This is a genomic window from Streptomyces sp. NPDC032822 (assembly GCF_055578825.1).
In genome coordinates, this window is record NZ_JBVIOL010000002.1 from 160,700 (window position 1) to 181,315 (window position 20,616).

20 protein-coding genes and 3 pseudogenes are annotated in these 20,616 nt (G+C 72.4%); 10 read left to right on the forward strand and 13 right to left on the reverse strand.

The annotated features are described in order from the left end of the window. Position 1: 1 nt before the first annotated feature. A pseudogene (locus ACZ5VD_RS06420) lies at positions 2–175 on the forward strand (tetratricopeptide repeat protein); the annotation flags it as partial. A gap of 88 nt (positions 176–263) precedes the next feature. On the opposite strand, the gene ACZ5VD_RS06425 reads toward ACZ5VD_RS06420, so the two are convergent. Next, positions 264–1,670: a PepSY-associated TM helix domain-containing protein gene (locus tag ACZ5VD_RS06425; protein WP_468681134.1), complete on the reverse strand. Its 1,407-nt coding sequence runs from the start codon at positions 1,668–1,670 to the stop codon at positions 264–266. A 149-nt stretch (positions 1,671–1,819) separates the two neighbouring features. On the opposite strand from ACZ5VD_RS06425, the gene ACZ5VD_RS06430 reads away from it, so the two are divergent. Continuing rightward, positions 1,820–2,467: a peptide deformylase gene (locus ACZ5VD_RS06430; RefSeq protein ID WP_468548537.1), complete on the forward strand. Its 648-nt coding sequence runs from the start codon at positions 1,820–1,822 to the stop codon at positions 2,465–2,467. An 86-nt stretch (positions 2,468–2,553) separates the two neighbouring features. Here ACZ5VD_RS06430 and ACZ5VD_RS06435 read toward each other — a convergent pair whose 3' ends face one another. After that, positions 2,554–3,987 (reverse strand): dihydrolipoyl dehydrogenase family protein, encoded by a 1,434-nt coding sequence (locus tag ACZ5VD_RS06435; protein ID WP_468681136.1) that lies wholly within the window; start codon positions 3,985–3,987, stop codon positions 2,554–2,556. Between the two features lie 120 nt (positions 3,988–4,107). On the opposite strand from ACZ5VD_RS06435, the gene trxA reads away from it, so the two are divergent. Beyond that, positions 4,108–4,494: a thioredoxin gene (gene trxA, locus ACZ5VD_RS06440; RefSeq protein ID WP_468548535.1), complete on the forward strand. Its 387-nt coding sequence runs from the start codon at positions 4,108–4,110 to the stop codon at positions 4,492–4,494. Between the two features lie 54 nt (positions 4,495–4,548). On the opposite strand, the gene ACZ5VD_RS06445 is transcribed toward trxA, so the two are convergent. Together ACZ5VD_RS06445 and ACZ5VD_RS06450 are read right to left on the reverse strand one after the other, a co-directional pair. Further along, the gene (locus ACZ5VD_RS06445; RefSeq protein ID WP_468548534.1) at positions 4,549–5,985 is read right to left on the reverse strand and encodes a benzaldehyde dehydrogenase; all 1,437 of its coding nucleotides are present in this window, start codon (positions 5,983–5,985) and stop codon (positions 4,549–4,551) included. Between the two features lie 595 nt (positions 5,986–6,580). Then, positions 6,581–7,615: a LacI family DNA-binding transcriptional regulator gene (locus tag ACZ5VD_RS06450; protein WP_468548533.1), complete on the reverse strand. Its 1,035-nt coding sequence runs from the start codon at positions 7,613–7,615 to the stop codon at positions 6,581–6,583. Between the two features lie 153 nt (positions 7,616–7,768). Between ACZ5VD_RS06450 and ACZ5VD_RS06455 the strand changes: the two are divergent. Further along, positions 7,769–7,933: pseudogene (locus ACZ5VD_RS06455) on the forward strand (TetR/AcrR family transcriptional regulator); the annotation flags it as partial. A 46-nt stretch (positions 7,934–7,979) separates the two neighbouring features. Here the strand turns inward: ACZ5VD_RS06455 and ACZ5VD_RS06460 are convergent. Beyond that, complete coding sequence (locus ACZ5VD_RS06460) at positions 7,980–8,645, reverse strand: TetR/AcrR family transcriptional regulator (RefSeq protein ID WP_468681138.1); 666 nt, start codon at positions 8,643–8,645, stop codon at positions 7,980–7,982. Between the two features lie 120 nt (positions 8,646–8,765). On the opposite strand from ACZ5VD_RS06460, the gene ACZ5VD_RS06465 reads away from it, so the two are divergent. Continuing rightward, positions 8,766–9,329 carry an NAD(P)H-dependent oxidoreductase gene (locus ACZ5VD_RS06465; protein WP_468548531.1) on the forward strand — a complete coding sequence of 188 codons (564 nt, stop codon included), beginning with the start codon at positions 8,766–8,768 and terminating at the stop codon, positions 9,327–9,329. A 417-nt stretch (positions 9,330–9,746) separates the two neighbouring features. On the opposite strand, the gene ACZ5VD_RS06470 is transcribed toward ACZ5VD_RS06465, so the two are convergent. Next, a complete protein-coding gene (locus ACZ5VD_RS06470) occupies positions 9,747–10,652 on the reverse strand; it encodes a LysR family transcriptional regulator (RefSeq protein ID WP_468548530.1) in 906 nt (301 codons plus the stop codon). 115 nt (positions 10,653–10,767) lie between these two features. On the opposite strand from ACZ5VD_RS06470, the gene ACZ5VD_RS06475 reads away from it, so the two are divergent. After that, positions 10,768–10,986 carry a hypothetical protein gene (locus ACZ5VD_RS06475; protein ID WP_468548529.1) on the forward strand — a complete coding sequence of 73 codons (219 nt, stop codon included), beginning with the start codon at positions 10,768–10,770 and terminating at the stop codon, positions 10,984–10,986. 300 nt (positions 10,987–11,286) lie between these two features. Here the strand turns inward: ACZ5VD_RS06475 and ACZ5VD_RS06480 are convergent, their stop codons facing one another. Further along, positions 11,287–12,258 (reverse strand): TerC family protein, encoded by a 972-nt coding sequence (locus tag ACZ5VD_RS06480; RefSeq protein WP_468548528.1) that lies wholly within the window; start codon positions 12,256–12,258, stop codon positions 11,287–11,289. Positions 12,259–12,532: 274 nt separating this feature from the next. Here ACZ5VD_RS06480 and ACZ5VD_RS06485 point away from each other — a divergent pair, with 274 nt between their 5' ends. Beyond that, positions 12,533–13,360, forward strand: a complete 828-nt coding sequence (locus ACZ5VD_RS06485) for an aldo/keto reductase (protein ID WP_468548527.1) — start codon at positions 12,533–12,535, stop codon at positions 13,358–13,360. Positions 13,361–13,480: 120 nt separating this feature from the next. Then, on the forward strand, positions 13,481–14,674 hold the full coding sequence (locus ACZ5VD_RS06490) for a CaiB/BaiF CoA transferase family protein (protein ID WP_468681140.1): 1,194 nt from the start codon (positions 13,481–13,483) through the stop codon (positions 14,672–14,674). A 24-nt stretch (positions 14,675–14,698) separates the two neighbouring features. On the opposite strand, the gene ACZ5VD_RS06495 is transcribed toward ACZ5VD_RS06490, so the two are convergent. Continuing rightward, positions 14,699–15,406 carry an SDR family oxidoreductase gene (locus ACZ5VD_RS06495; RefSeq protein WP_468548525.1) on the reverse strand — a complete coding sequence of 236 codons (708 nt, stop codon included), beginning with the start codon at positions 15,404–15,406 and terminating at the stop codon, positions 14,699–14,701. A gap of 55 nt (positions 15,407–15,461) precedes the next feature. On the opposite strand from ACZ5VD_RS06495, the pseudogene ACZ5VD_RS06500 reads away from it, so the two are divergent. After that, positions 15,462–15,581: pseudogene (locus tag ACZ5VD_RS06500) on the forward strand (transcriptional regulator); the annotation flags it as partial. A gap of 12 nt (positions 15,582–15,593) precedes the next feature. On the opposite strand, the gene ACZ5VD_RS06505 reads toward ACZ5VD_RS06500, so the two are convergent. The 5 genes from ACZ5VD_RS06505 to ACZ5VD_RS06525 form a co-directional block, all read right to left on the reverse strand. Beyond that, positions 15,594–16,271, reverse strand: coding sequence for a formylglycine-generating enzyme family protein (locus ACZ5VD_RS06505; protein ID WP_468548524.1), 678 nt, complete (start codon positions 16,269–16,271; stop codon positions 15,594–15,596). Positions 16,272–16,303: 32 nt separating this feature from the next. Further along, positions 16,304–16,504 carry a ferredoxin gene (locus ACZ5VD_RS06510; protein WP_468548523.1) on the reverse strand — a complete coding sequence of 67 codons (201 nt, stop codon included), beginning with the start codon at positions 16,502–16,504 and terminating at the stop codon, positions 16,304–16,306. Between the two features lie 50 nt (positions 16,505–16,554). After that, entirely contained in the window at positions 16,555–17,769 is a 1,215-nt protein-coding gene (locus tag ACZ5VD_RS06515) for a cytochrome P450 (RefSeq protein WP_468681142.1), read from the reverse strand. Positions 17,770–17,882: 113 nt separating this feature from the next. Beyond that, the gene (locus ACZ5VD_RS06520) at positions 17,883–18,830 is read right to left on the reverse strand and encodes a hypothetical protein (RefSeq protein ID WP_468548521.1); all 948 of its coding nucleotides are present in this window, start codon (positions 18,828–18,830) and stop codon (positions 17,883–17,885) included. Between the two features lie 82 nt (positions 18,831–18,912). After that, on the reverse strand, positions 18,913–19,494 hold the full coding sequence (locus ACZ5VD_RS06525; protein ID WP_468548520.1) for a hypothetical protein: 582 nt from the start codon (positions 19,492–19,494) through the stop codon (positions 18,913–18,915). Positions 19,495–20,032: 538 nt separating this feature from the next. On the opposite strand from ACZ5VD_RS06525, the gene ACZ5VD_RS06530 reads away from it, so the two are divergent. After that, positions 20,033–20,590, forward strand: coding sequence for a TerD family protein (locus ACZ5VD_RS06530; protein WP_468548771.1), 558 nt, complete (start codon positions 20,033–20,035; stop codon positions 20,588–20,590). Positions 20,591–20,616 lie beyond the last annotated feature (26 nt).

Consider the following 20,616-nt stretch of genomic DNA (forward strand, 5'->3'; position numbering starts at 1 on the left):
CCACTCCGCCCAACCACGGTGTGCGGAGACCGAGTTGCGCGTGATCGTCGAGCGGGACCCGGTCGAGCTCCACGCGCGGCTGATGCCGGGACGCACGCTGCGGCGCCGGGGCCGGCACGAGGGGGCGGAGCCGCACCTGCGCCTCGCCTCGGCCCTCGCGGGCGACTTCGAACGACACGGAGACGGAACACGGTTCGGGCCCGGCCCCCACGAGGGGGGCCGGGCCCGAACCGTGTCACACCGCCCTCGGTGACCGAGGACCCCTATGCCACACCGGCCCCGCTCTTCCGCTTGCGCCGCCGGGTCACTTCGCCGACCAGGACGTCCGCGACGATGAACGCCGCCAGCGGGATGCCCAGCAGGGGAACGAAGTAGCCGAGCACGGCGATCACCGCGACGCACGGCAGAAGGATCTGCGGGGGCACCTGCTGCCAGGCGCCGCGCGGGATCGGGCGGCCGAAGGAGGAACCCCGGCCGCGCTGCCACCACATGCGGTACCCGAGCACGATCAACAGGATCAGCGAAGCCGTGAGGAGCATCAGCGCGATCTGGTTGACCAGGCCGAAGAGAACCCCGGTGTGCAGGTCGATGCCCCAGCGGGTCAGCTTGGCCAGCAGCGGGTAGTCGTCGAACCGCAGGACGTCGGTGACCTCACCGGTGGTCGGGTCGATCGCCGCCGCGTCCTGCTTCTCGGGCCAGCTGCGCTGCACCTGCTTCACGACGTACGCCGACGAGGCGTCCGCGGGCGGGACGATCTCGACCGGGTCGCCGAGCCCCTCCGCGCGGGCGGCGGCCAGCACCTTGTCGAGGCCCACGCCGTGTTCGGCGTCCCCGGCCGAGGTGGACGCGCCGTGGCCCGAGTGGTCGCCGCCCGCGGTCGCCGTGACCGAGGGGGTGGAGTGGCCGAGCGAGGTGCGCAGCTCGTCGATGGAGGCACCGGCGTAGGTCGACCAGGTGAGGCCGGTCGCCGACAGGAAGAGGAAGCCGAGCGCGGCCCAGACACCTATGGTGCCGTGCAGGCCGAGCGTACGGCGCCGCCCGCCGGTGCCGCGCACCTTGCGCAGGGCACGGCGGCGGGAGAGCCACAGGACCACACCGCCGAGCGCGATGACCCCGAGCCAGCTCGCGGCGAACTCGCTGTAGAGACGGCCGTTCTCACCGAGGTGCAGGTCGCGGTGGAACTCGTCGATCCAGGTGCGCAGCGGCAGCGCGCCCGTCGAGCCGTACTGCTCCAGCGCGCCCTGCACCTTGGCGGTGTACGGGTCGACGAACACGGCCAGCGAGTGGTTCGGGTCGACGCCCTCGACGCCGGACAGCATCACCCTGGTGGTCGCGTCGTCCTCGGGCGAGGGCCGGACGGCGGAGACCGTGCCGTCGGGGTGGGCCGCGCGGGCCGCCGCCACCTGCTCGGAGATCGGCAGCTTGGCGTCGCCTACGACGGAGACGGTCATCTCGTCGGCGTAGAGGATCCTCTCGGCCTGGAACGCGCCGGCGTAGAGGAAGCCGGTGACGGCGGCGACGAACAGGAACGGGGCGACGAAGACGCCGGCGTAGAAGTGCAGGCGCAGGATCAGCGGGCGCAGCGGGGCCCAGCTACTGGGTGACGGCGGCGCCGGGGCGGCGGCGGGTTGCGGGGCCTCGTCCGTGGTGGTCGAGGGAGCGATGGACATCGGCGGGCTTCTCCCGGGGCAGGGGACGTTTCTCAGGTGTGGCGGTCCAGAAGTCGGGAGAGAGGGGCGTCGAGTTCCCGGCATCGAATGTGTCGTGCGTCACACAGGAAGGGGAGGGGTGTGCCGGGGCGCCGTGGCATTCTGGCGCGATGGCTTCCTCCCGTGATCACGCACCCCTGGCCGAACTGGTCGAGGAACTCCTGGCCACGGACGGCCCGTTGCCCATCGTCGCGGCCGGTCATCCGGTGCTGCGGCACGCCACCGTGCCCTTCGAGGGACAGCTGGGGCCCGTCCTGCTCGCCCGTTTCGTCGAGGCTCTCCGGGTCACGATGCACGCCGCTCCGGGCGTGGGCCTGGCCGCGCCGCAGGTCGGCGTCCCGCTGCGGATCGCGGTCGTCGAGGATCCCGCGCCGGTGCCGGAGGAGGTACGGCTGGTGCGCGGACGGGTGCCGCAGCCGTTCCGGGTCCTGGTGAACCCGTCCTACGAGCCCGTCGGCACCGCCCGTGTCGCGTTCTTCGAGGGCTGTCTGAGCGTGCCGGGCTGGCAGGCGGTGGTGGCGCGGCCCGTCGAGGTACGGCTGACCTGCGAGGACGAGACGGGCCACCCGGTGGACGAGGTGTTCACCGGATGGCCCGCCCGGATCGTCCAGCACGAGACCGACCACCTCGACGGCACGCTGTACCTAGACCGTGCGGAGCTGCGCTCCCTGTCCTCGAACGAGGCGATGGCCCGGTGGGGAGCGCAGCCGACGCCGGAGGAGGCGGCGGCCTCCCTCGGCTTCGAACTGCCCCGGTAGCCGGCTTCCGACCGCCCGGCGGCCGGCTCCGGACCGCCCCGATGCACGACTCGGGCCGCCCCGGTGAACGACCCCGGCGGGGCGGGTCAGTTGTCCCGGTACGCCTCCAGCAGCCGCAGCCACACCTCGCTGATCGTCGGATACGACGGCACCGCGTGCCACAGCCGGCTGATCGGCACCTGGGCGGCGACCGCGATCGTGGCCGAGTGGATGAGTTCGCCGACGCCGGGGCCGACGAAGGTGACGCCCAGCAGGATCTCGCGTTCCAGGTCGACGATCATGCGGGCGCGTCCCCGGTAGCCGTCGGCGTACAGACCCGCTCCGGAGACGTTCGCGAGGTCGTAGTCGACGGCGCGGACGCGGCGGCCGGCCTGTTCCGCCTCCGCGAGGGAGAGGCCCACGGAGGCCGCCTCGGGGTCGGTGAAGACGACCTGCGGGACGGCGTCGTGGTCGGCGGTCGCCGTGTGGGCGCCCCACGGGTCGGACTCCAGGATCGGGACGCCGGAGGCGCGTGCGGCGATGGCGGCGCCCGCGATCCGGGCCTGGTACTTGCCCTGGTGGGTGAGGAGGGCACGGTGGTTGACGTCGCCGACGCCGTAGAGCCATTCGCTGCCGGTGACGCGCAGGCTGTCGTCGACGTCCAGCCAGGAGCCGGGCGCCAGGCCGACGGTGTCGAGGCCGATGTCGTCGGTGCGCGGGGCGCGTCCGGTGGCGAAGAGGATCTCGTCGGCCTCGATGCGGTCGCCGCTGCCGGTGACGGCGACGACCGTGCCGTTCTCGCGGGTGACCGACGCGACGGAGGTCCCGGTGCGCACGTCCACGCCGGCCTCGGCGAGAGCTTCGGCGATCAGTTCGCCGGCGAAGGGCTCCATACGGTTCAGCAGGCCCTTGCCGCGGACCAGGAGCGTGACCTGCGAGCCGAGGGCCTGCCAGGCGGTGGCCATCTCGGTGGCGACCACTCCCCCGCCGACGACCACCAGCCGGCCGGGCGCGGCCTGGGCGCTGGTGGCCTCGCGGCTGGTCCAGGGCCCGACCTCCGCGATGCCGGGCAGGTCGGGCAGGACGGCGCGGGTGCCGGTGGAGACGGCCACGGCGTGCCGGGCGGTGAGCACCTTCCGCTCGCCGTCGGGGCCGGTGACCGTGACCGTGCGGGGCCCGGCGAGGCGGCCGTGGCCGCGGTACAGGTCGACGCCGATGCTGTCGAGCCAGCCGACCTGGCCGTCGTCCTTCCAGTGGGAGGTGTAGTAGTCGCGGTGGGCCAGCACCGCGGCCGTGTCGAGGGGGCCCTGCACCGCCTGGCTCAGGCCGGGCGTGCGGCGGGCGTCGGCGCGGGCGATGACCGGGCGCAGCAGGGCCTTGCTGGGCATGCACGCCCAGTACGAGCACTCGCCTCCGACGAGTTCGCTCTCCACGACCGCGGTGGAGAGGCCGGCCGCACGGGTGCGGTCCGCGACGTTCTCCCCCACGGGTCCGGCACCGAGCACCACGACGTCGTAGGCGATGGATTCCGTTTCCGTCATGAGGTCAGTCTGGTCGGTGGTGTGCGCGGAGGCCACATGGGTAAGCGCGCGGAATATGTACCGGGGCGGCCGTGTTGTGCCGACGGCTTCGCCCCCACACCAGGAAGTAGGGATTACGCCATGACCAGCACCGTGGAGCTCACCAAGGAGAACTTCGACCAGACGGTCACGGAGAACGAGTTCGTTCTGATCGACTTCTGGGCGGAATGGTGTGGTCCGTGCCGTCAGTTCGCGCCGGTCTACCAGAAGGCGGCCGAGGAGAACCCGGACCTGGTGTTCGGCAAGGTGGACACCGAGGCGCAGCCGGAGCTGGCCGCGGCCTTCGGTATCCAGTCGATCCCGACGCTGATGATCGTGCGGGACCAGGTCGCCGTGTTCGCCCAGCCGGGCGCCCTGCCCGAGGCCGCCCTGACGGACGTCATCGGGCAGGCCCGCAAGCTCGACATGGACGAGGTCCGCAAGTCCGTCGCCGAACAGCAGGCGCAGTCCGAGCAGAACGGCGAGTAGGACCCCTCCCCCGGGGCCCCTCCCCGCGTTCCGGACGGGACGGCGCCGCCGCGCTCAGAACGGGTACGGCGCCACGTCCCCGCGCACCGTCGTCCAGCGCACCTCGGTGAAGGCCTCCAGGTTGGCCTCGCCGCCGAAGCGGGCACCGGTGCCGGACGCCGCGATCCCGCCGAAGGGCGCGACGGCCTCGTCGTTCACGGTCTGGTCGTTGATGTGGACGATGCCGGTCGGGATCCGCTCGGCCAGGTCGAGCCCGCGGGCGGTGTCCCGGGTGATGATGCCGAGCGAGAGGCCGTACGGGCCCTCCGAGGCCAGCGCGGCGGCCTCCTCGGGGGTGCCGAAGGCGCGTACCGGCGCGACCGGGCCGAAGACCTCCTCCGCGTAGGCGGGTGTGCCGTCGTCGACGTCGGCGAGGACCGTCGGCCGGTAGAACAGCTCCTCGTGGGTGCCGCCCGCGGCCAGTTTGGCGCCCTGGGCGGTGCTCGCCTCGACCAGGCCGTGCACCTTGGCGAGCTGGCCGGAGTCGATGACCGGGCCGAGGTGGACCTGGCCGCGGAACGGGTCGCCGACGGCGAGCGAGTCGGCCTTCGCCGCCAGCCGCTCGACGTACTCCGCGTACAGGGACCGGTGGACGAGGTGGCGGCCGGTGGTCATGCAGATCTGGCCCTGGTGGAAGAAGGAGCCCCAGGCGGCGGTGGAGATCACCGCGTCGAGGTCGGCGTCCTCCAGCACGATCAGGGCCGAGTTGCCGCCCAGTTCCAGGTGCGCGCGCTTGAGGTGGCGGCCGGCCGCCTCGCCGACGGCCCGGCCGGCCGCGGTCGACCCGGTGAAGGAGATGACGGGCACCCGCGGGTCGGCGACCAGGGCCTGGCCGGCGTCCGGGCCGCCCGGCAGGATGTGCAGCAGGCCCTCCGGCAGCCCCGCCTCGGCGAACACGGCGGCGAGGGACAGGCCGCCGCAGACCGCCGTGCGCGGGTCCGGCTTGAGGAGGACCGCGTTGCCCAGGGCGAGCGCCGGGGCGACCGAGCGGATGGAGAGGATCAGCGGGGCGTTGAACGGCGAGATCACGCCGACGACCCCGACCGGGACCCGCCGCGTGTACGACAGCCGGGGTGCCTCGCTGGGCAGCACCTGTCCGGCCGGGCGGGAGGCGAGCGCGGCGGCCTCGTAGCACTCCTGGGCGGCGACGTGCAGCTCGAAGTCGGCCTTGCCGGGAATGGATCCCGACTCGCGGACCAGCCACTCGCGCAGTTCGTCGGCGTGTGCCGCGAACAGGTCACCGGCCTTGCGCAGCACTCCGGCACGGACGAAGTGGGGGACGCGCGCCCACTCGGCCTGCGCGGTGCGGGCGGTCTCCGCGGCGGTCCCGACGTCCTCGGCGCCGGCGAGGGTGACCGTGCCGAGCGTGTCGCCCGTGGCGGGCTCGGTGACGGCGTGTTCAGGCCCCGACAGGGGGCGGGACTGCCAGGTCTTGGGGTCGAGCAACGGCATGACGGCTCTCCGTTTCGGTCACCGGAGGGACTCACCGGGCGAGCGGAGGTCCCGAGTGGTTCGCGGCCGGTTCGGCCGCGGCATGGCGGGATGCGGTGATCCGGCGCAGCCGTGCGAGCTGCATCCGGCTCTCGAACGCATCCCCGTTTGGTTGAGCATGCAACATCCTAGTCATGTCACACGGGGACCGGGTCGCCCGCCGCACGCGCGTGAGATCCAACTCCGCACAATGGCCGGGCAGTTGAGCGGATCCCCGGTGGCGCAGCCCGGCCAGGGGTACGGACGGTCGTGGCCGCACGGCGGGCCACTCGCTCCCCGGCTTCTCGATCGCCGTCATCTCCACCCCCACCTCCACCCCCGACTTCGCCTCGAACAACAGCCTTGCCCCGGGGGCCGGTTGGAGCACGACGAGGTGCTTCACCACCTCGGTCCGGCGTAGCCCGTGACGGCTCGACGCTGTTCGGCGCAGGCGCACGTCCCGCTCCCCGACGGGACGCGGCCGATGCCCGCCCGGTGCGGCGGACGGGGCAGGAGCGGTCCGGTGGGGCCGCAGCCGATGACGCCGGCCCTCGTGCGCATGGCCGCCTCCCTGGGCTCAGCTGGAGTCGCGGTGCACCACCGTGGCTCCGAGCACCGTGTACGTCTCGGTCGCGGCGCCGGGGTTGCGCACCGCGCGGTCGACCAGTTCGGCCAGGTCGCGGCCGGACGGCAGTTCGATGTGCACGGTACTCAGTCTGGGCCGCAACAGCCGCCCGAGCATCAGGTCGTCGGCACCGATCACCGCCGTCTCCCCCGGGATGTCGACACCCTCGTCCTGGAGGGCGCGCATCAGCAGCATCGCGTACTCGTCGTTGTACGCGAACACGGCGTCGAGGTCGCGTTCACGCCAGCGGGTGGCGAGCCGGGCGGCGGCGGTCTCCTCATAGCCCAGACGCAGGGCGGTGACGGTGGCGTCGGTGGCGTGCAGGGCCCGACGGACGCCTTCGAGGCGGGGCGCGGAGAAGTCGTCCAGTCCGGGTTCCTCGGGGACGATCACGCCGATGCGGCGCCGGCCGCGGGCATACAGGTGGGTCGCCGCGCAGTGGCCGACCGCCTCGTGGTCCATGAGCAGGGCGTGGGCGCCCTCGACGGTCTCGGGGCCGAGGGTGACCACGGCCCGGGCTCCGGAGCGCTTGAGTACGGTGACGCCGTTCGGGCCGAGGCCGGAGCCGGGCACCAGGACGGCGACCGGGCGCAGTTCGGCCCAGGCGCGGGCGGCCTCGTCGCCCTGCACGCCGACCGTCCCGTACTGCACGACGGTGTAGTCGAGGCGCCCCAGCGCCCATTGGAGTTCGCCGATGAACTGGCTGTAGAGCGGACCGACCGGGAAGCTCGGCGCGGGCATCAGGACCATCCGGCTGTGCCCGGCGCGCAGGCTGCGGGCCGCCGCGTGCGGCACGTACCCGAGTTCCTTGGCGGCCTCGTGGACACGGCGGCGGGTGGGTTCACTGATCCGGACGGCGCTGGTGTTGTTGAGGACGTAGGAGACGGTGGCCCGCGACACGCCGGCCAGGCGGGCCACATCGGCGCTCGTGGGCACGGAGCGCGGCACGGACGACACGGGCGTGGGCGTTTTCGGTATCTGCACCATGAGGTACCGCATCTTTGCAGAACCTGTGCGGAAGCTTTCGACTGGGGGAACTTCAGGGCGAGTTGAATGTGGTATCCACCTACCGAACCAGGCGACGAACGCGTTCGTCACGAACCTGTTCGGAGCGGACAGGTTCGTGACGGTGGAGTCGGGACCGAACGCCCCGACCCTCCGCGCAGCCGCCGCGAGCGCCCCGCCAAGCCACCTCTCACCAGGGAGGGCATCGTGGCCGCGGCCGTCGCTGTGCCACGCACCGAGGGCCTGCGGAAGGCGGCCGTGCGGCGGCCGTCCCAGGAGCTGGACACCGGACCGGCCTCCCGGCCTCGTGATGTTCGCGGCCACGCCTGACCGGCCCGCGCGGCGGTCACCGGGAGGACTCGGCCGCCGTCACCCGCCCTACCAGGTCGTCCCAGCCAGCCTCCAGCCGCTCCAGCGGCATCCCGCACTGCCTGACCAGGTGATGGATCAGGACGGGACTGAGATAGCCCAGGAGCGTATGGGCGAGCAGGTCGCTGTCCGCGCCCGGCGCCGCCTCCCGCAGCAGCAGCGCCACATGGCTGCGCAGCACCTGGCGGGGCGGGCTCGAGTACCGGCGGGCTGGACTCGGCTCGGCGGCGAGTTGCAGTTCGAGTTCGTCGACCGTGCGGCGCAACAGGGCACGGCCGAACGCCCGCAGCCGGTCGGTGGGGGGCGCCCCGGGGCCGAGCGGCGGAGGGCCGCTGAGGAAGGCGGCCTGGAACTTCTTCTCGGAGTGGTCGAGCAGCGCGTTCAGCAGGCCGGTGCGGTCGCCGAAGCGCCGGAAGACGGTCCCCTTGCCGACCTGGGCCGCCGCGGCCACCGCCTCCATCGTGACACCGGCCGCCCCCTTCTCCGCGACCAGGCGGGCGGCGGCCTCCAGCAGCCGGGCCCGGTTGCGCGCGGCGTCGGCGCGCAGGCAGGGCTCCGCCTCCTCAACGGTCCCCACCTGCGGCAACTCGGGCCGTGCGAGAGATTCCTGAGACTGCGGGACGGGCGGCAGGACGGCGGACATGAATTCAGCGTAAAGCATCCGGAACAAAACTGGACCGCGGTCCGGTTAGACTGCTAGAACAATAAACGGACCTCGGTCCGGATCGTTACGGCAGTGTTTCAGCACCCGGGAGTTTCCACCATGTCTGTTCGCATCCTTGCGCTCGTCGGCAGCCTTCGCGCCGGTTCGACCAACCGTCAGCTCGCCGAGGCGGCCGCCAAGCACGCGCCCGAGGGCGCCGATGTGGTGCTGTTCGAGGGCCTGGCCGACATCCCCTTCTACAACGAGGACATCGACGTCGAGGGCAGCGTCCCGGCCGCCGCGGCCAAGCTGCGCGAGGCCGCCTCCGCCGCCGACGCCTTCCTCCTCTTCTCGCCCGAGTACAACGGCACCATCCCCGCCGTCCTGAAGAACGCCATCGACTGGCTGTCCCGCCCCTACGGCGCCGGCGCCTTCGCCGGCAAGCCCGCCGCCGTGGTCGGTACCGCCTTCGGCCAGTACGGCGGCGTCTGGGCGCAGGACGAGGCCCGCAAGGCCGTCGGCATCGCCGGCGGCAAGGTGATCGAGGACCTCAAGCTCTCCATCCCCGGCTCCCTCACCCGCTTCGCCGAGACCCACCCGGCCGACGACACCGAGGTCGCCACGCAGCTCACCGAGGTCGTCACCCGCCTGCACGGCCACGCCGGCGAGGCCGCCGCCGCCTGACGCGTCCCGGAACCCGAAAGGGGCCGGCACCGCCGGACACCGCAGGACCCGGGAAGGGGCCGAAGCGCACACCGCGCTCCGGCCCCTTCCGCATGCCGAGAGTCCGCACGGCCGGGTCCCGCATGCCGAGATTCCGCGCGACCCCTTCCGCGTGCCGAGGCCCCGCACGGCCGGGCTCGGCACGGCTGGGCTCCACGTGCCGAGATTCCGCGAAGCCGGGCTCGGCACGGCCGGGCTCGGCACGGCCGGGCTCCACGCGCCGACGTTCCGCGAAGCCGGACTCCACGCGCCGAGATTCCGCGAAGCCGGACTCGACACAGCCGCGCTCGGCACGGCTGGGCTCCACGTGCCGACGTTCCGCGAGGCCGGGCTCCACGCGGCGGGACCAGGCACGCTCAGGCGTTGTCGGCCCGCGCGTCACGCCACCGCCGTGGGCGCCAGTTCGCGCAGCTCGGCCAGTGCGGCGACCACCGCGGGGCGGGCCCGGCCGCCGGTGCGGGTGCAGGTCAGCAGCTTGCGGTGCGGGTTGCGCGTGCAGTGCACGCGTGTGATCGGCAGATGCGGGGTCAGATGGGCCAGCCGCGGGATCAGGGCGACGCCGAGCCGGTTGGCGACCAGGTGGGCGGTGACGTTCCAGTCCAGGGCGTGATGGACGACGTCCGGCGTGAACCCGGCCTCGCCGCACGCCGACAGCACATGCGGACGGCAGGGGCTCTCCGGCACCGGGGCGATCCAGTCCTCGCGCGCGGCCTCCGCGAGGTCGACCCGGCCGCGCCCGGCCAGCGGATGGTCCGCGGGGACGACCAGGTCGAACGGGTCGTCCAGAAGCGGCTGCTGGTCGAAGCGCGCGTCGCCGAGCGGCGGGTTGTACGGCGTCGCCTCGACGACCGCGAGATCGGTCTCCCCCTCGAAGAGCAGGTCGAAGCTCTCCGGCACCGCCGCCTCCTGGATGCGGACCGCGAGCCGCGGATGCCGCTCGCGCAACCGGACCGCCATCGGGGCCAGCAGCACCGAGATGGCCACGGGGAAGCCGCTCACCCGCAGCGGCCCGGTGGGTTCGCCGTGGTCGGCGCGGAGGTCGAGTTCGGCCATTTCCCAGCGGGCCTGGATGGCGTCGGCGTGCGCCAGCAGACTCTCGGCGGCCGGGGTCAGCCGGACCCCGCGCCCCTGCGGTTCGAGCAGGTCGACACCCAGGTCGCGGGCGAGCTGGCGGATCTGCTGGGAGGCGGCGGAGGGCGTGAAGTGCAGCGCGCCCGCGGCGGCGGTGACCGTGCCGTAGTGCGCGACCGCCCGCAGGACATGGAGCCGGCGCAGGTCAATCATGAAGCCCACGCTTCAAGGTCCGATCCGGAAAGTCAACCTGGACGCGTACGAAGACTCCTGCGCACCCTGGGTGTGTCGCGACGGCCCATCAGCCCTCCGTACGAAGGAGTTCCCCATGACCGGCACGACCGGCGCCGTTTGCCCGCACTGCGGTTGGCCCGACGGCGCCGAGCCCTTCCAGGTGGTGTCCCGGCACGCCACGGCGGCCGGCGGCACGGTGTGGACGCGCTGCGGCTGCGGCTCGTTGCAGGTCCGGATCGTCGACGGCCGGGGCACCCGGATCGTCTCCCGCAGCCGCCCGGCCGAGGCGCGGTCGAGTGCGGCGGGCCGTTGAACGGCCGGGCGGCGAAGCGCCCGGGCCCGCTCGGCCGGACCCCCGATGCGCGGAGCCCCGATGCGCGGAGCCCCGATCACCGTGTCGGTGCCGGGCTCGCCGCGAGCGGCCGGGTCACCGGCGAAGACGCCCGGTCGCCCTCTGCGGCGGGCCCGCCCGGGTAAGAGCCGGTCGCACCCTTCTCTCCGTGGGTGCGACCGGCTCTTCGTGGGTGCACCCTTCTCGTGGGTGCACCCTTCTCGTGGGTGCGGCCGGCTCTGCGTGGGTGCGGCCGGAGGAGGGCCACCCGGGCCGCCTACGTCAGCCCGCGTGCCGCTCGGCCTCGGCGGACTCCTGCTTCTTCGACGCCCGCAGGCTGGTCAGCGTGGTGACGGTGAGCACGAGCACGATGAAGCCGAGGGAGAAGGGGATGCTGATCTCCGGGACGTGGACGCCGGACTCGTGCAGCGCGTGCAGGACCAGCTTGACGCCGATGAAGCCCAGGATGATCGACAGGCCGTAGCTGAGGTGGACCAGCTTCTTCAGGAGGCCGCCGATCAGGAAGTACAGCTGCCGCAGGCCCATCAGCGCGAACGCGTTGGCCGTGAACACGATGTACGGGTCCTGGGTCAGGCCGTAGATGGCGGGGATCGAGTCCAGGGCGAAGAGGACGTCGGTGGAGCCGATCGCGAGCATCACGACCAGCATCGGGGTCATGATCCGCTTGCCGTTCTCCGTGATGAACAGCTTGGTGCCGTGGTAGCGGTCGGCCACGCCGAAGCGTTTCTCCACCGCCTTCAGCAGCTTGTTCTCCTGGTACTCCTCCTCGTGCCCCTCCTTGCGGGCGTCCTGGACGAGCTTCCAGGCGGTCCAGATCAGGAAGGCCCCGAAGAGGTAGAACACCCACGAGAACGTGGAGATGATCGCCGCGCCGGCCGCGATGAACCCCGCGCGCAGCACCAGGGCCATGATCACGCCGACCATCAGCACCCGCTGCTGGTACTGGGACGGCACCGCGAACTTGCCCATGATCAGGACGAACACGAAGAGGTTGTCGACGCTGAGCGACTTCTCGGTGATGTACCCGGCGAAGAACTCACCGGTGGGCTTGCCGCCGCCGTAGACGAACACCCCGACTCCGAACAGACAGGCCAGGACGACCCAGACGACCGTCCAGGTCGCCGCCTCTCTGATCGACACGTCATGGGGTTTTCGGCCGATGAAGAAGTCGACGGCGACCAGCAGGCACAGGGCCACGATGGTCAGCAGCCAGCCGGCGAGAGAGACGTTCACTGATACTCCTGGTACGTGGGGGGCTTCGACAGCGTTGTCACAGCTTCCGATCCCTTCTACCGACATCAGATGAAGAACAAGTCATGTCCTGGCAAAGAACAGCAGGTCACACCGAGGTGCGACGGAGAGCGCGGACACCCGCCCGCCGGACCGCGTACGGTCCGCGCCTCGTCGACGGCAGCCGCGACGGCCAGGCGTTTGCATTTAACCCGCGTATGCAATTATTGTCTTCGCTTGTACACGCTGCATGCAATCTCATCGAGGTGTCTCCGGCATGACCACCCCCGTCCCCTCCGTCACGCTCAACAACGGCGTCGAGATCCCCCAGCTCGGCTTCGGCGTCTTCCAGGTGCCGGACGCCGAGACCACCGCCGCCGTCACCGCGGCCCTGGAAGCCGGTTACCGCAGCATCGACACCGCGGCGGTCTACGGCAACGAGTCCGGCGTCGGCCGGGCGCTCGCCGACTCCGGTCTCGCCCGCGAGGACCTCTTCGTCACCACCAAGCTGTGGAACGCCGACCAGGGCTACGACTCCACCCTGCGGGCGTTCGACGCGAGCCTCGCCGCGCTGGGCCTGGACCACGTCGACCTGTACCTGATCCACTGGCCGACCCCGGCCCGCGACCTGTACCGGGACTCCTGGAAGGCCATCGAGAAGCTGGCCGCCGACGGGCGGATCCGGGCGGCCGGTGTCTCCAACTTCCAGCCCGCCCATCTGCGCCGGCTGCTGGACGACAGCTCGCTGGTACCGGCCGTCAACCAGATCGAACTGCACCCCGGCCTCCAGCAGGACGAGCTGCGCGCCCTGCACGCCGAACTGGGCATCGCCACCGAGGCGTGGAGCCCCCTCGCCCAGGGCGCGGTGCTCGCCGAGCCGGCCCTGACGGAGATCGCCGAGCGGCACGGCAGGTCGGCCGCCCAGGTGGTCCTGCGCTGGCACCTCCAGCTCGGCAACGTGGTGATCCCCAAGTCGGTCACCCCCGCCCGGATCCGGGAGAACCTCGACGTCTTCGACTTCGTCCTCGGCGACGACGAGATGGCCGCCGTCGCCACCGTCGACCGCGGCCTGCGCACCGGCCCGGACCCCGACACGCTCAACTGACGTCGGACCTGACGAAGGAACCGTCGACGGACGGGCCGGGGGTGCCGCTCCGGGCACGGGGGTGGAGGTGGGCGCGGTCGGCGTTGACGATCTCCCGGCGGTCGCCGTACAAAGGGCCGTATGAGCCTGCCCCCGCTTCCCCTGTCCGGGGTCACCGTGGTCAGCCTGGAGCAGGCGGTGGCCGCCCCCTTCGCCACCCGGCAGCTCGCCGACCTCGGCGCCCGGGTGATCAAGGTGGAGCGGCCGGGCGACGGCGATTTCGCGCGCCGCTACGACACGACGGTGCACGGCCACTCCAGCTACTTCGTGTGGCTCAACCGCTCCAAGGAGTCCCTCACCCTGGACCTCAAGGACCCCCGGGGTCTGGAGATCCTGCGTGAACTCCTGGACGGCGCCGACGTGTTCGTGCAGAACCTGGCGCCGGGAGCCGTCGACCGGCTCGGGCTCGGCGTGGACGTCCTCGCACAGCGGTGGCCGCGGCTGATCCCCTGCACGATCTCCGGCTACGGCACCTCGGGGCCGTGGGCCGACCGGAAGTCGTACGACCTCCTGGTCCAGTGCCAGACGGGCCTGGTGTCCTTGACCGGCACGCCCGAGGAGAGCGCCCGGGTGGGTGTCTCCGTCGCCGACATCGCGGCCGGCATGTACGCCTACAGCGGCATCCTCACGGCCCTGTTCACCCGCGCCACCACCGGGACGGCGCACCCCGTGGAGGTGTCGCTGTTCGAGGCGCTGGCCGAGTGGATGGGCCAGCCCGCCTACTACACGCGCTACGGCGGCAGCCAGCCCCCGCGCCTGGGCACCCAGCACGCCACCATCGCGCCGTACGGCACCTACACCGCCGCCGACGGCCGGGACGTGCTGTTCTCCATCCAGAACGAGCGCGAGTGGGTCGTCCTGTGCGCCGGTTTCCTCGGGCGGCCCGAGCTGGCCGAGGACCCGCGCTTCGCCACCGGCTCCGACCGGGTCGCCCACCGCGAGGAACTCAACGCCGTCGTCGCCGAGCGGATCGCGCGCTCCGACGCCGGGGGGATCCTGAAGGACCTGGAGGGCATCGGCATCGCGTGCGCGGGGGTCAACGACGTCGCCGGGTTCCTCGACCACCCGGTCCTCGCGGCCCGTGACCGCTGGCGCGAGGTGGGGGTGCCCGGCGGGGCGACCGTCCAGGCACTGCTGCCGCCGGCGGATCTCGGCGGGGTGCCCGCGCGCATGGACGGGGTGCCGGCCGTGGGCGAACACACCGAGGCGATCCTCACGGAGCTCGGCCGCGGCCCCGACGACATCGAGGCACTGCGCGCCGGCTCCGTGATCTGAGCGGCCGCGGGCGGGCGCGTCCGGTCACCAGGGCAGTGGGCCGTCCGCGTCGAAGTAGCCGCCGGTCGGGCCGTCCGGTCCCAGCCGCGCCATCCGCACGATGATCTCGGCGCCCTCCTCGACGGTCTGCGTGCCGGTGTTCCCGTTCAGGTCGGTCGCGGTGTAGCCGGGTTCCACGGCGTTGATCCGCAGCTCCGGGAACGCCTTCGCGTACTGCACGGTGAGCATGTTGACGGCGGTCTTCGACGTCGGATAGGCGACGCCCGGGTAGAAGTACGCCGGGTGGGCCGGGTCGGAGAGCGCGCTCAGTGAGGCCAGACCGCTGCTGACGTTGACCACGACGGGCGCGGGCGAGCGTCGGAGCAGCGGCAGGAAGGCGTGGGTGACGCGGACGACGCCGTAGACGTTCGTCTCGAACAGGGTGCGCAGGTGGTCGGCGGTCAGGTCGGCGGCGCCGAGCACGCTGTTGCCCTCGCCCCGCGCCTCGATTCCGGCGTTGTTGACCAGGACGTCGAGTCCGCCCTCGGCCTCGATCGTCTTCGCCGCGGCCTCGACGGAGGTGTCGTCGGTGACGTCGAGGAGGACGAACCGGGTGCCGAGTTCCTCGGCGGCCCGGCGTCCGCGCTCGGCGTTGCGGCTGCCGATGTAGACGGTGTGGCCCGCTGCGACGAGTCGGCGGGCGGTCTCGAAGCCCAGGCCCTTGTTGGCTCCGGTGATGAGTGTGGTCGTCATGCGTCCCAGCTTCCCGCGCCGTGCCGCGGACAGCCAGGAGTCCCTTTCTCTGAGGCTGGACCGCGACGTGCTCAGCGTGGTGGGCAGCGACCTGCGGGTCATCGTGTACACCGCCGGGCCCGGCACGGAGGACGCCGAGCGCCTCAAGCTCCTCTCGGTGCTCGGCACCCGGACGCCCGTCGGTCGGTCACCGGGCCGGTGTGGAGCGCGCGACACGGAAGCCCACGTCGTCGACCCGGAACGTCGGATGGCTGCGGCGCCGTACGGACGCCCGGCAGCTCCAGTGCTCGTCGAACCAGCCGCCGCCCCGCAGCACCCGGTAACCGCCGTACACCTCGGGGTCGTAGAGGTCCCAGCACCACTCCCAGACGTTGCCGAGCATGTCGTACAGACCCCACGGGTTGGGCTGCCTGCCGGCCACCTCGTGGAGGCGTTCCTCGGAGGTGGCGCGGTACCAGGCGATCTCGTCGAGGGGGCCGTAGCGCGGGCCGGTCGTGCCGGCGCGGCAGGCGTGCTCCCACTCCGCCTCGGTCGGCAGCCGGTAGCCGTCGGCGCCCGTGTCCCGGTCGACGCCCTCGCCGTCGCTGTGGACGCGGTAGACGGGCCGCAGCCCGGCCCGCCGGGACAGCGTGTCGCAGAAGCGGACCGCGTCCCACCAGGAGACTCCCTCGACGGGCAGCCGGTCGCCCGGCGTGCTGCCCGGGCGTTCCCCGGTCACCTCGGCGTACAGCTCCTGGGTGACCGGGTGGGTCGCCATCCGGTAGGACGGGAGTGTCACCTCCCACCGGCGTTCGGTCCGCCGGTCGGCCAGCGTGACCTGCCCGGCGGGGACGGCGATCATCGCGATGTCCGCGCTCACAGTCATACGCGGATGATCTCACCGGCCCCGCCGGGACCTCAGCCGGTCTCGTCGAGCGTGATCGCCGCGGCCGGGCAGACGCTCGCCGCCTCCCTGACCGCCGGACGCAGCCGCTCCGGCGGCTCCGCGTCCCGCAGGACGACCACGCCGTCCTCCTCGCGCTGGTCGAACACGTCCGGCGCGACCATCACGCACTGCCCCGCGCCACAGCACCTCGCCTCGTCGACAGTGATCTCCACAGCCCGGACTCCTCGGTCCCCGTGCGGTGCGACATGGCTCGGCCCGGCCGTCACCAGCGCACCGGCAGCTCGTGCAGCCGCCCGACGAGGAGTCCCTCGACGCGGCGCAGTGCGTCCGGCGCGACGGCCAGGTCGAGGGTGGGCAGGCGGCGCAGCAGAACGTCGAGCACGGCCTGGAGTTCGGTGCGGGCCAGCGGCTGTCCGAGGCAGGAGTGCGCTCCGGCGCCGAAGGCGATATGCGGGTTGGGGCTGCGGCCCAGGTCCAGTTCGCCGGCCCCGTCGAACGCGCGGTCGTCACGGTTGGCCGCGGCCATGCTGCACACCACGGTGGTGCCGGAGGGCAGCACGCCGCCGGAGACCTCGGCGTCCTCGTGCAGGAAACGCGGCAGCACGAAGCCGCCGTTGGGGTCGAAGCGCAGGATCTCCTCGACGGCCGTACGCACCAGGGACCGGTCGGCGAGCAGCCGCTCCCACTGTCCGCGGTCGGCCAGCAGCAGGACCACCATCTTGGCGATCATGCCGGCGGTGGTCTCGTGCCCGGCGACCAGCAGTGCCTGCGCGGTGGCGACCAGGCCGGCGTCGGTCATCGGCCGTCCCTCGGCGTCGGTGGCGGCCAGGAGTTCGCTGAGCAGGTCGTCGCCGGGCCGCTCGCGTTTCCCGTCGACGAGACCGGTGAGGTAGGCGGTGAACTCCTCCTGCGACCGGTCGATCTCGGCGCCGGTGTACCCGGTGAGGCTGAGGCTGACGTCGGACCAGTGCGCGAACCTGTCGCGGTCGCTCTCCGGGACGCCGAGCATGTCGCAGATGACCCGGACCGGCAGCGGGAACGCCAGGTGCGTGATGAGGTCGGCCGGTGGGCCGTGCTCCAGCATGCGGTCGATCAGCCGCTCGGCGGTCGCCTCGATGCCGGGGCGCAGGGCGGCCATCCGGCGGGCGGTGAACCACTTGCCGACCATCCGGCGCCAGCGTTCGTGGCCCTCGGCGGCGAGGGTGTTCGCCACGGGGCTGTTGAACAGTCCGCCCGACTCGGTGTCGATGAGGCGGGCCGCGCCGGGGGCGCCCAGTTCGCGGGTGAACCTCGGGTCGGCGAGCACGCTCCGGACGTCCTCGTACCGGGTGATCAGGGCCGCCTCGTCGCCGCTGGGCAGTTTCACCCGGGCCACCGGGCATCGCTGCCTCAACTCGGCCCACTCCGCGGGTGGTTCGAGGGCGGCGGGGGCGGTGAGGGGGTAGTCCAGCGGCTGTTCGATGCGTACGTCGCTCACGGTGCGCCTCCTGTGGGGGGAATGCAGGGCTCCGGATGCCCGGCCAACCCACCCCACAGGAGTGAAGTCAAGCAACTGACTTAAAAACCGGCCACTCTTCGCGTCCGCCCGGCTCAGAGCCCGTAGCGGTTCTTCACATGGCGCCAGAAGTCGCGGAACATCCACTTGTCGAACTCCGTGATCTGCGCGGCGCTGCCCGCCTTCATGAGGAAGCAGCACTGCCCGGTCGGAGTCCAGTCGTAGAAGTCGTCGAGCCCGAAGGTGTGGCCGACCTCGTGCAGGTAGATGTGGATGTTCTCCTGCTCCAGCACGCCGGTGAAGTACTCCTGCCCGACCCGCTGGCCCCAGTCGCCGCCGGCTCCGCCCTGGAAGCCCTTGGTGAGCCACAGCGACTGGTCGTAGTGGCGGGCGGCACCGCCCGGACACCTGGAGTAGTTGCCGTCCTGGTGGAAGAAGCGGCCACAGTCCGGCGCGCACTGCGGTGCGCCGCCGCCGTCGAGGTTGCCGGCGTAGATGTCGACGGAGTTGTCGGTCCACTGGAGGGTCGACCGGTTCTTCACCGCCCAGCCGACGATGTTGACGGGGACGGTGGTGTAGGGCCAGGCGTTGTGCCCGGTGCCGTTCTCGACCATCGCCGCCGTCCACTTGCCGAACTGCTTCTTGAGCGCGGTGTGGATCCGGTCGCGCAGGGCGGTGCTGACGGGGGCGTCGGACTCCCAGCGGACGCAGTAGTTGATGCTGCCCCTGTTGGCCATGACCTGGTCCCAGCCGTAGTTCCGGAAGCCGTAGAGGTCCGGGTAGGTCGACTGAACGTGGTTCCAGACCTCGGTCAGGGGCTGGACCAGGTTGGCGGGCGGATTCCAGTCCGCGGCGGCCCGGGCGGTCCCGGTCGCCACGGCCGGTGGGGTGCCGGTCGCCGCGGACTGTCCTGTGTCATCGGTTGCCGTCGCCGGGGCGGGGCGGGCCGCGGCCTGCGCCGGGCTCACCGAGAGGCCCGGCGCGGCGACCACCGCGGCCAGGGCGGCGAGGACGGCGACCAGCCGCGCAATGCGGGTGCGCATGGTGAACTCCCTTGGTGGGGTGCGGGATTTCACCTTCAGGTCGCCGCCGACGCCCGACGGGTTGCCGTGTCCGGCCGGCGGCTCAGCCGGTCACCGGTGCCGCCGGGAGATCCGCGGGAAGGTCGGCCGGCAGCGCCGGCAGTTCGGGCAGTCCCCCGCCGAGCAGGCCCGTGACCAGACCGATCACCGGCGTGAGCAGTCCGGTGACCGCGCCGAGCAGCGCGCCCAGGTCGAGCGAGGTGAGCGCGCTGAGCAGCCCGTCGACCGCCGACTGGAGCGAGGCCAGCAGGTCCGCCACCGGGTCGGCCGCCGCGACCGCCGCGACGGAGGCGGCCAGCCGCTGCTGCACGGCGGCGTGTGCCGTCCGTACCGTCTGCTCGTACGCGGCGGCCTCGGCCGGGTCGAGATGGCCGCCCTCCGTCACGGCGATGGAGTTCACCGCCTCGACCAACGGGGCGAAGACGTCGGCACGGTCCGCTCTCTCCAGCGCGTCGAGCCGTTCCACGACGGCGTCCGCCGCGGGGGCGGACCACGCCACGGCGGTCCGCTCCGCGACTTCTCCATGGATGTCGCTCGCGGCCGCTGCGGTGCCGGCCGGCACGAGCAGCAGGGCCGAGCACAGCAGGGGCGGCAGGAGGAGACCGCGGGATACCAGGGGGCGCATGCACGTTCCTTTCCAAAAACGCTGTTCCTGCGCCCACCGTGAAAAGCCCCTCGCCCCACCGCAACCGGTCCACGGCCCGACACCGCCGCCCCCGCCGCACCGGGCCGCGCCTGACCAGCACCTTTCCCCGCCCATGGACCCGCTTTCAGTGGCCCGGGCACGTTCGCCCGTCAGGGTACGGCGCCCCGTCGATCCGGCGGCCACCGCGAACGCTCGTGCCGTACTGCGTGGCCGCTCCGGCCCGCTCCCGGCCGGAGGAGCCGGAGAGGTGCGGGGCCGTCGGGTCGGGGTGCCGGACACTCTTCGTGTCCGGCACCCCGACCGTTCTCCGTGCTCCCCGCGAACCATGCTGCACGATCCGGTCCCGGCCCCGCACTGCCGGTTCCCGGCAGTGTTCACCGGGGTCTGCGTGCCGGAAGGCCCGTCCTGGCCCCACGTCGTGCCGGAGGGAAGCGCCCGTTCGTCGGGCATGCCGCCACGGAGGGCTTCAACGGGAGGACGGAGAGCCATACTTGACCATGTGGGGCGACCTCCCGTGGTGGCCCGGCGGGGAGGCAGCGATTCCGTGAGCAGTGGAAGCAGTGGGCTGAGCAAGGTCGAGGTACGGCTCAAGTGGAGCCCGAACGCGTGGAATCAGCCGCCCCACCATCTCGACATCATGGCCGCGACCTACTCGGCGGACTCCCCCTACGGACCACCCGTGCACATCGTCCACACCGAGAGCCGTTCACCGGACGGCACGATCACCATGACCCGGCACAGCGAGACCGGTCAGGGCCTCGGCTTCGTCGAGGTGATGGTCCTGGAACTGGATCGCCTCGCCTCCTCCTTCGCCCGGGTCGTCGTCGGGGTCGCGATCCACCAGAACAGCGGCCCCAAGACCTTCGGCGACGTGCCCAACACCGGCGTGGTGGTCGTCGCCGAGTACAGGGAACTACTGGTGGACGACTTCGCGGGGATCGCCGGGTCCACTGCCGGGACGGTCGCGGAGTTCGTCCGGGAGGCCTCCGGGGCATGGGAGTTCCGCGAGACGGTCCAAGGGTTCGACGGCAACCCGACGGCGTTCGCCACGGAGATGGGCGCGCGGCGGTCCTGACTCCGGTGACCAGGGCGAGACCGGAC

Bases quoted from the DNA above. Each gene is read 5' to 3' on its own strand.
- ACZ5VD_RS06425 (WP_468681134.1), bottom strand. From the start codon at position 1,670: ATGTCCATCGCTCCCTCGACCACCACGGACGAGGCCCCGCAACCCGCC.
- ACZ5VD_RS06430 (WP_468548537.1), top strand. From the start codon at position 1,820: ATGGCTTCCTCCCGTGATCACGCACCCCTGGCCGAACTGGTCGAGGAA.
- ACZ5VD_RS06435 (WP_468681136.1), bottom strand. From the start codon at position 3,987: ATGACGGAAACGGAATCCATCGCCTACGACGTCGTGGTGCTCGGTGCC.
- trxA (WP_468548535.1), top strand. From the start codon at position 4,108: ATGACCAGCACCGTGGAGCTCACCAAGGAGAACTTCGACCAGACGGTC.
- ACZ5VD_RS06445 (WP_468548534.1), bottom strand. From the start codon at position 5,985: ATGCCGTTGCTCGACCCCAAGACCTGGCAGTCCCGCCCCCTGTCGGGG.
- ACZ5VD_RS06450 (WP_468548533.1), bottom strand. From the start codon at position 7,615: ATGGTGCAGATACCGAAAACGCCCACGCCCGTGTCGTCCGTGCCGCGC.
- ACZ5VD_RS06460 (WP_468681138.1), bottom strand. From the start codon at position 8,645: ATGTCCGCCGTCCTGCCGCCCGTCCCGCAGTCTCAGGAATCTCTCGCA.
- ACZ5VD_RS06465 (WP_468548531.1), top strand. From the start codon at position 8,766: ATGTCTGTTCGCATCCTTGCGCTCGTCGGCAGCCTTCGCGCCGGTTCG.
- ACZ5VD_RS06470 (WP_468548530.1), bottom strand. From the start codon at position 10,652: ATGATTGACCTGCGCCGGCTCCATGTCCTGCGGGCGGTCGCGCACTAC.
- ACZ5VD_RS06475 (WP_468548529.1), top strand. From the start codon at position 10,768: ATGACCGGCACGACCGGCGCCGTTTGCCCGCACTGCGGTTGGCCCGAC.
- ACZ5VD_RS06485 (WP_468548527.1), top strand. From the start codon at position 12,533: ATGACCACCCCCGTCCCCTCCGTCACGCTCAACAACGGCGTCGAGATC.
- ACZ5VD_RS06490 (WP_468681140.1), top strand. From the start codon at position 13,481: ATGAGCCTGCCCCCGCTTCCCCTGTCCGGGGTCACCGTGGTCAGCCTG.
- ACZ5VD_RS06495 (WP_468548525.1), bottom strand. From the start codon at position 15,406: ATGACGACCACACTCATCACCGGAGCCAACAAGGGCCTGGGCTTCGAG.
- ACZ5VD_RS06505 (WP_468548524.1), bottom strand. From the start codon at position 16,271: ATGACTGTGAGCGCGGACATCGCGATGATCGCCGTCCCCGCCGGGCAG.
- ACZ5VD_RS06520 (WP_468548521.1), bottom strand. From the start codon at position 18,830: ATGCGCACCCGCATTGCGCGGCTGGTCGCCGTCCTCGCCGCCCTGGCC.
- ACZ5VD_RS06525 (WP_468548520.1), bottom strand. From the start codon at position 19,494: ATGCGCCCCCTGGTATCCCGCGGTCTCCTCCTGCCGCCCCTGCTGTGC.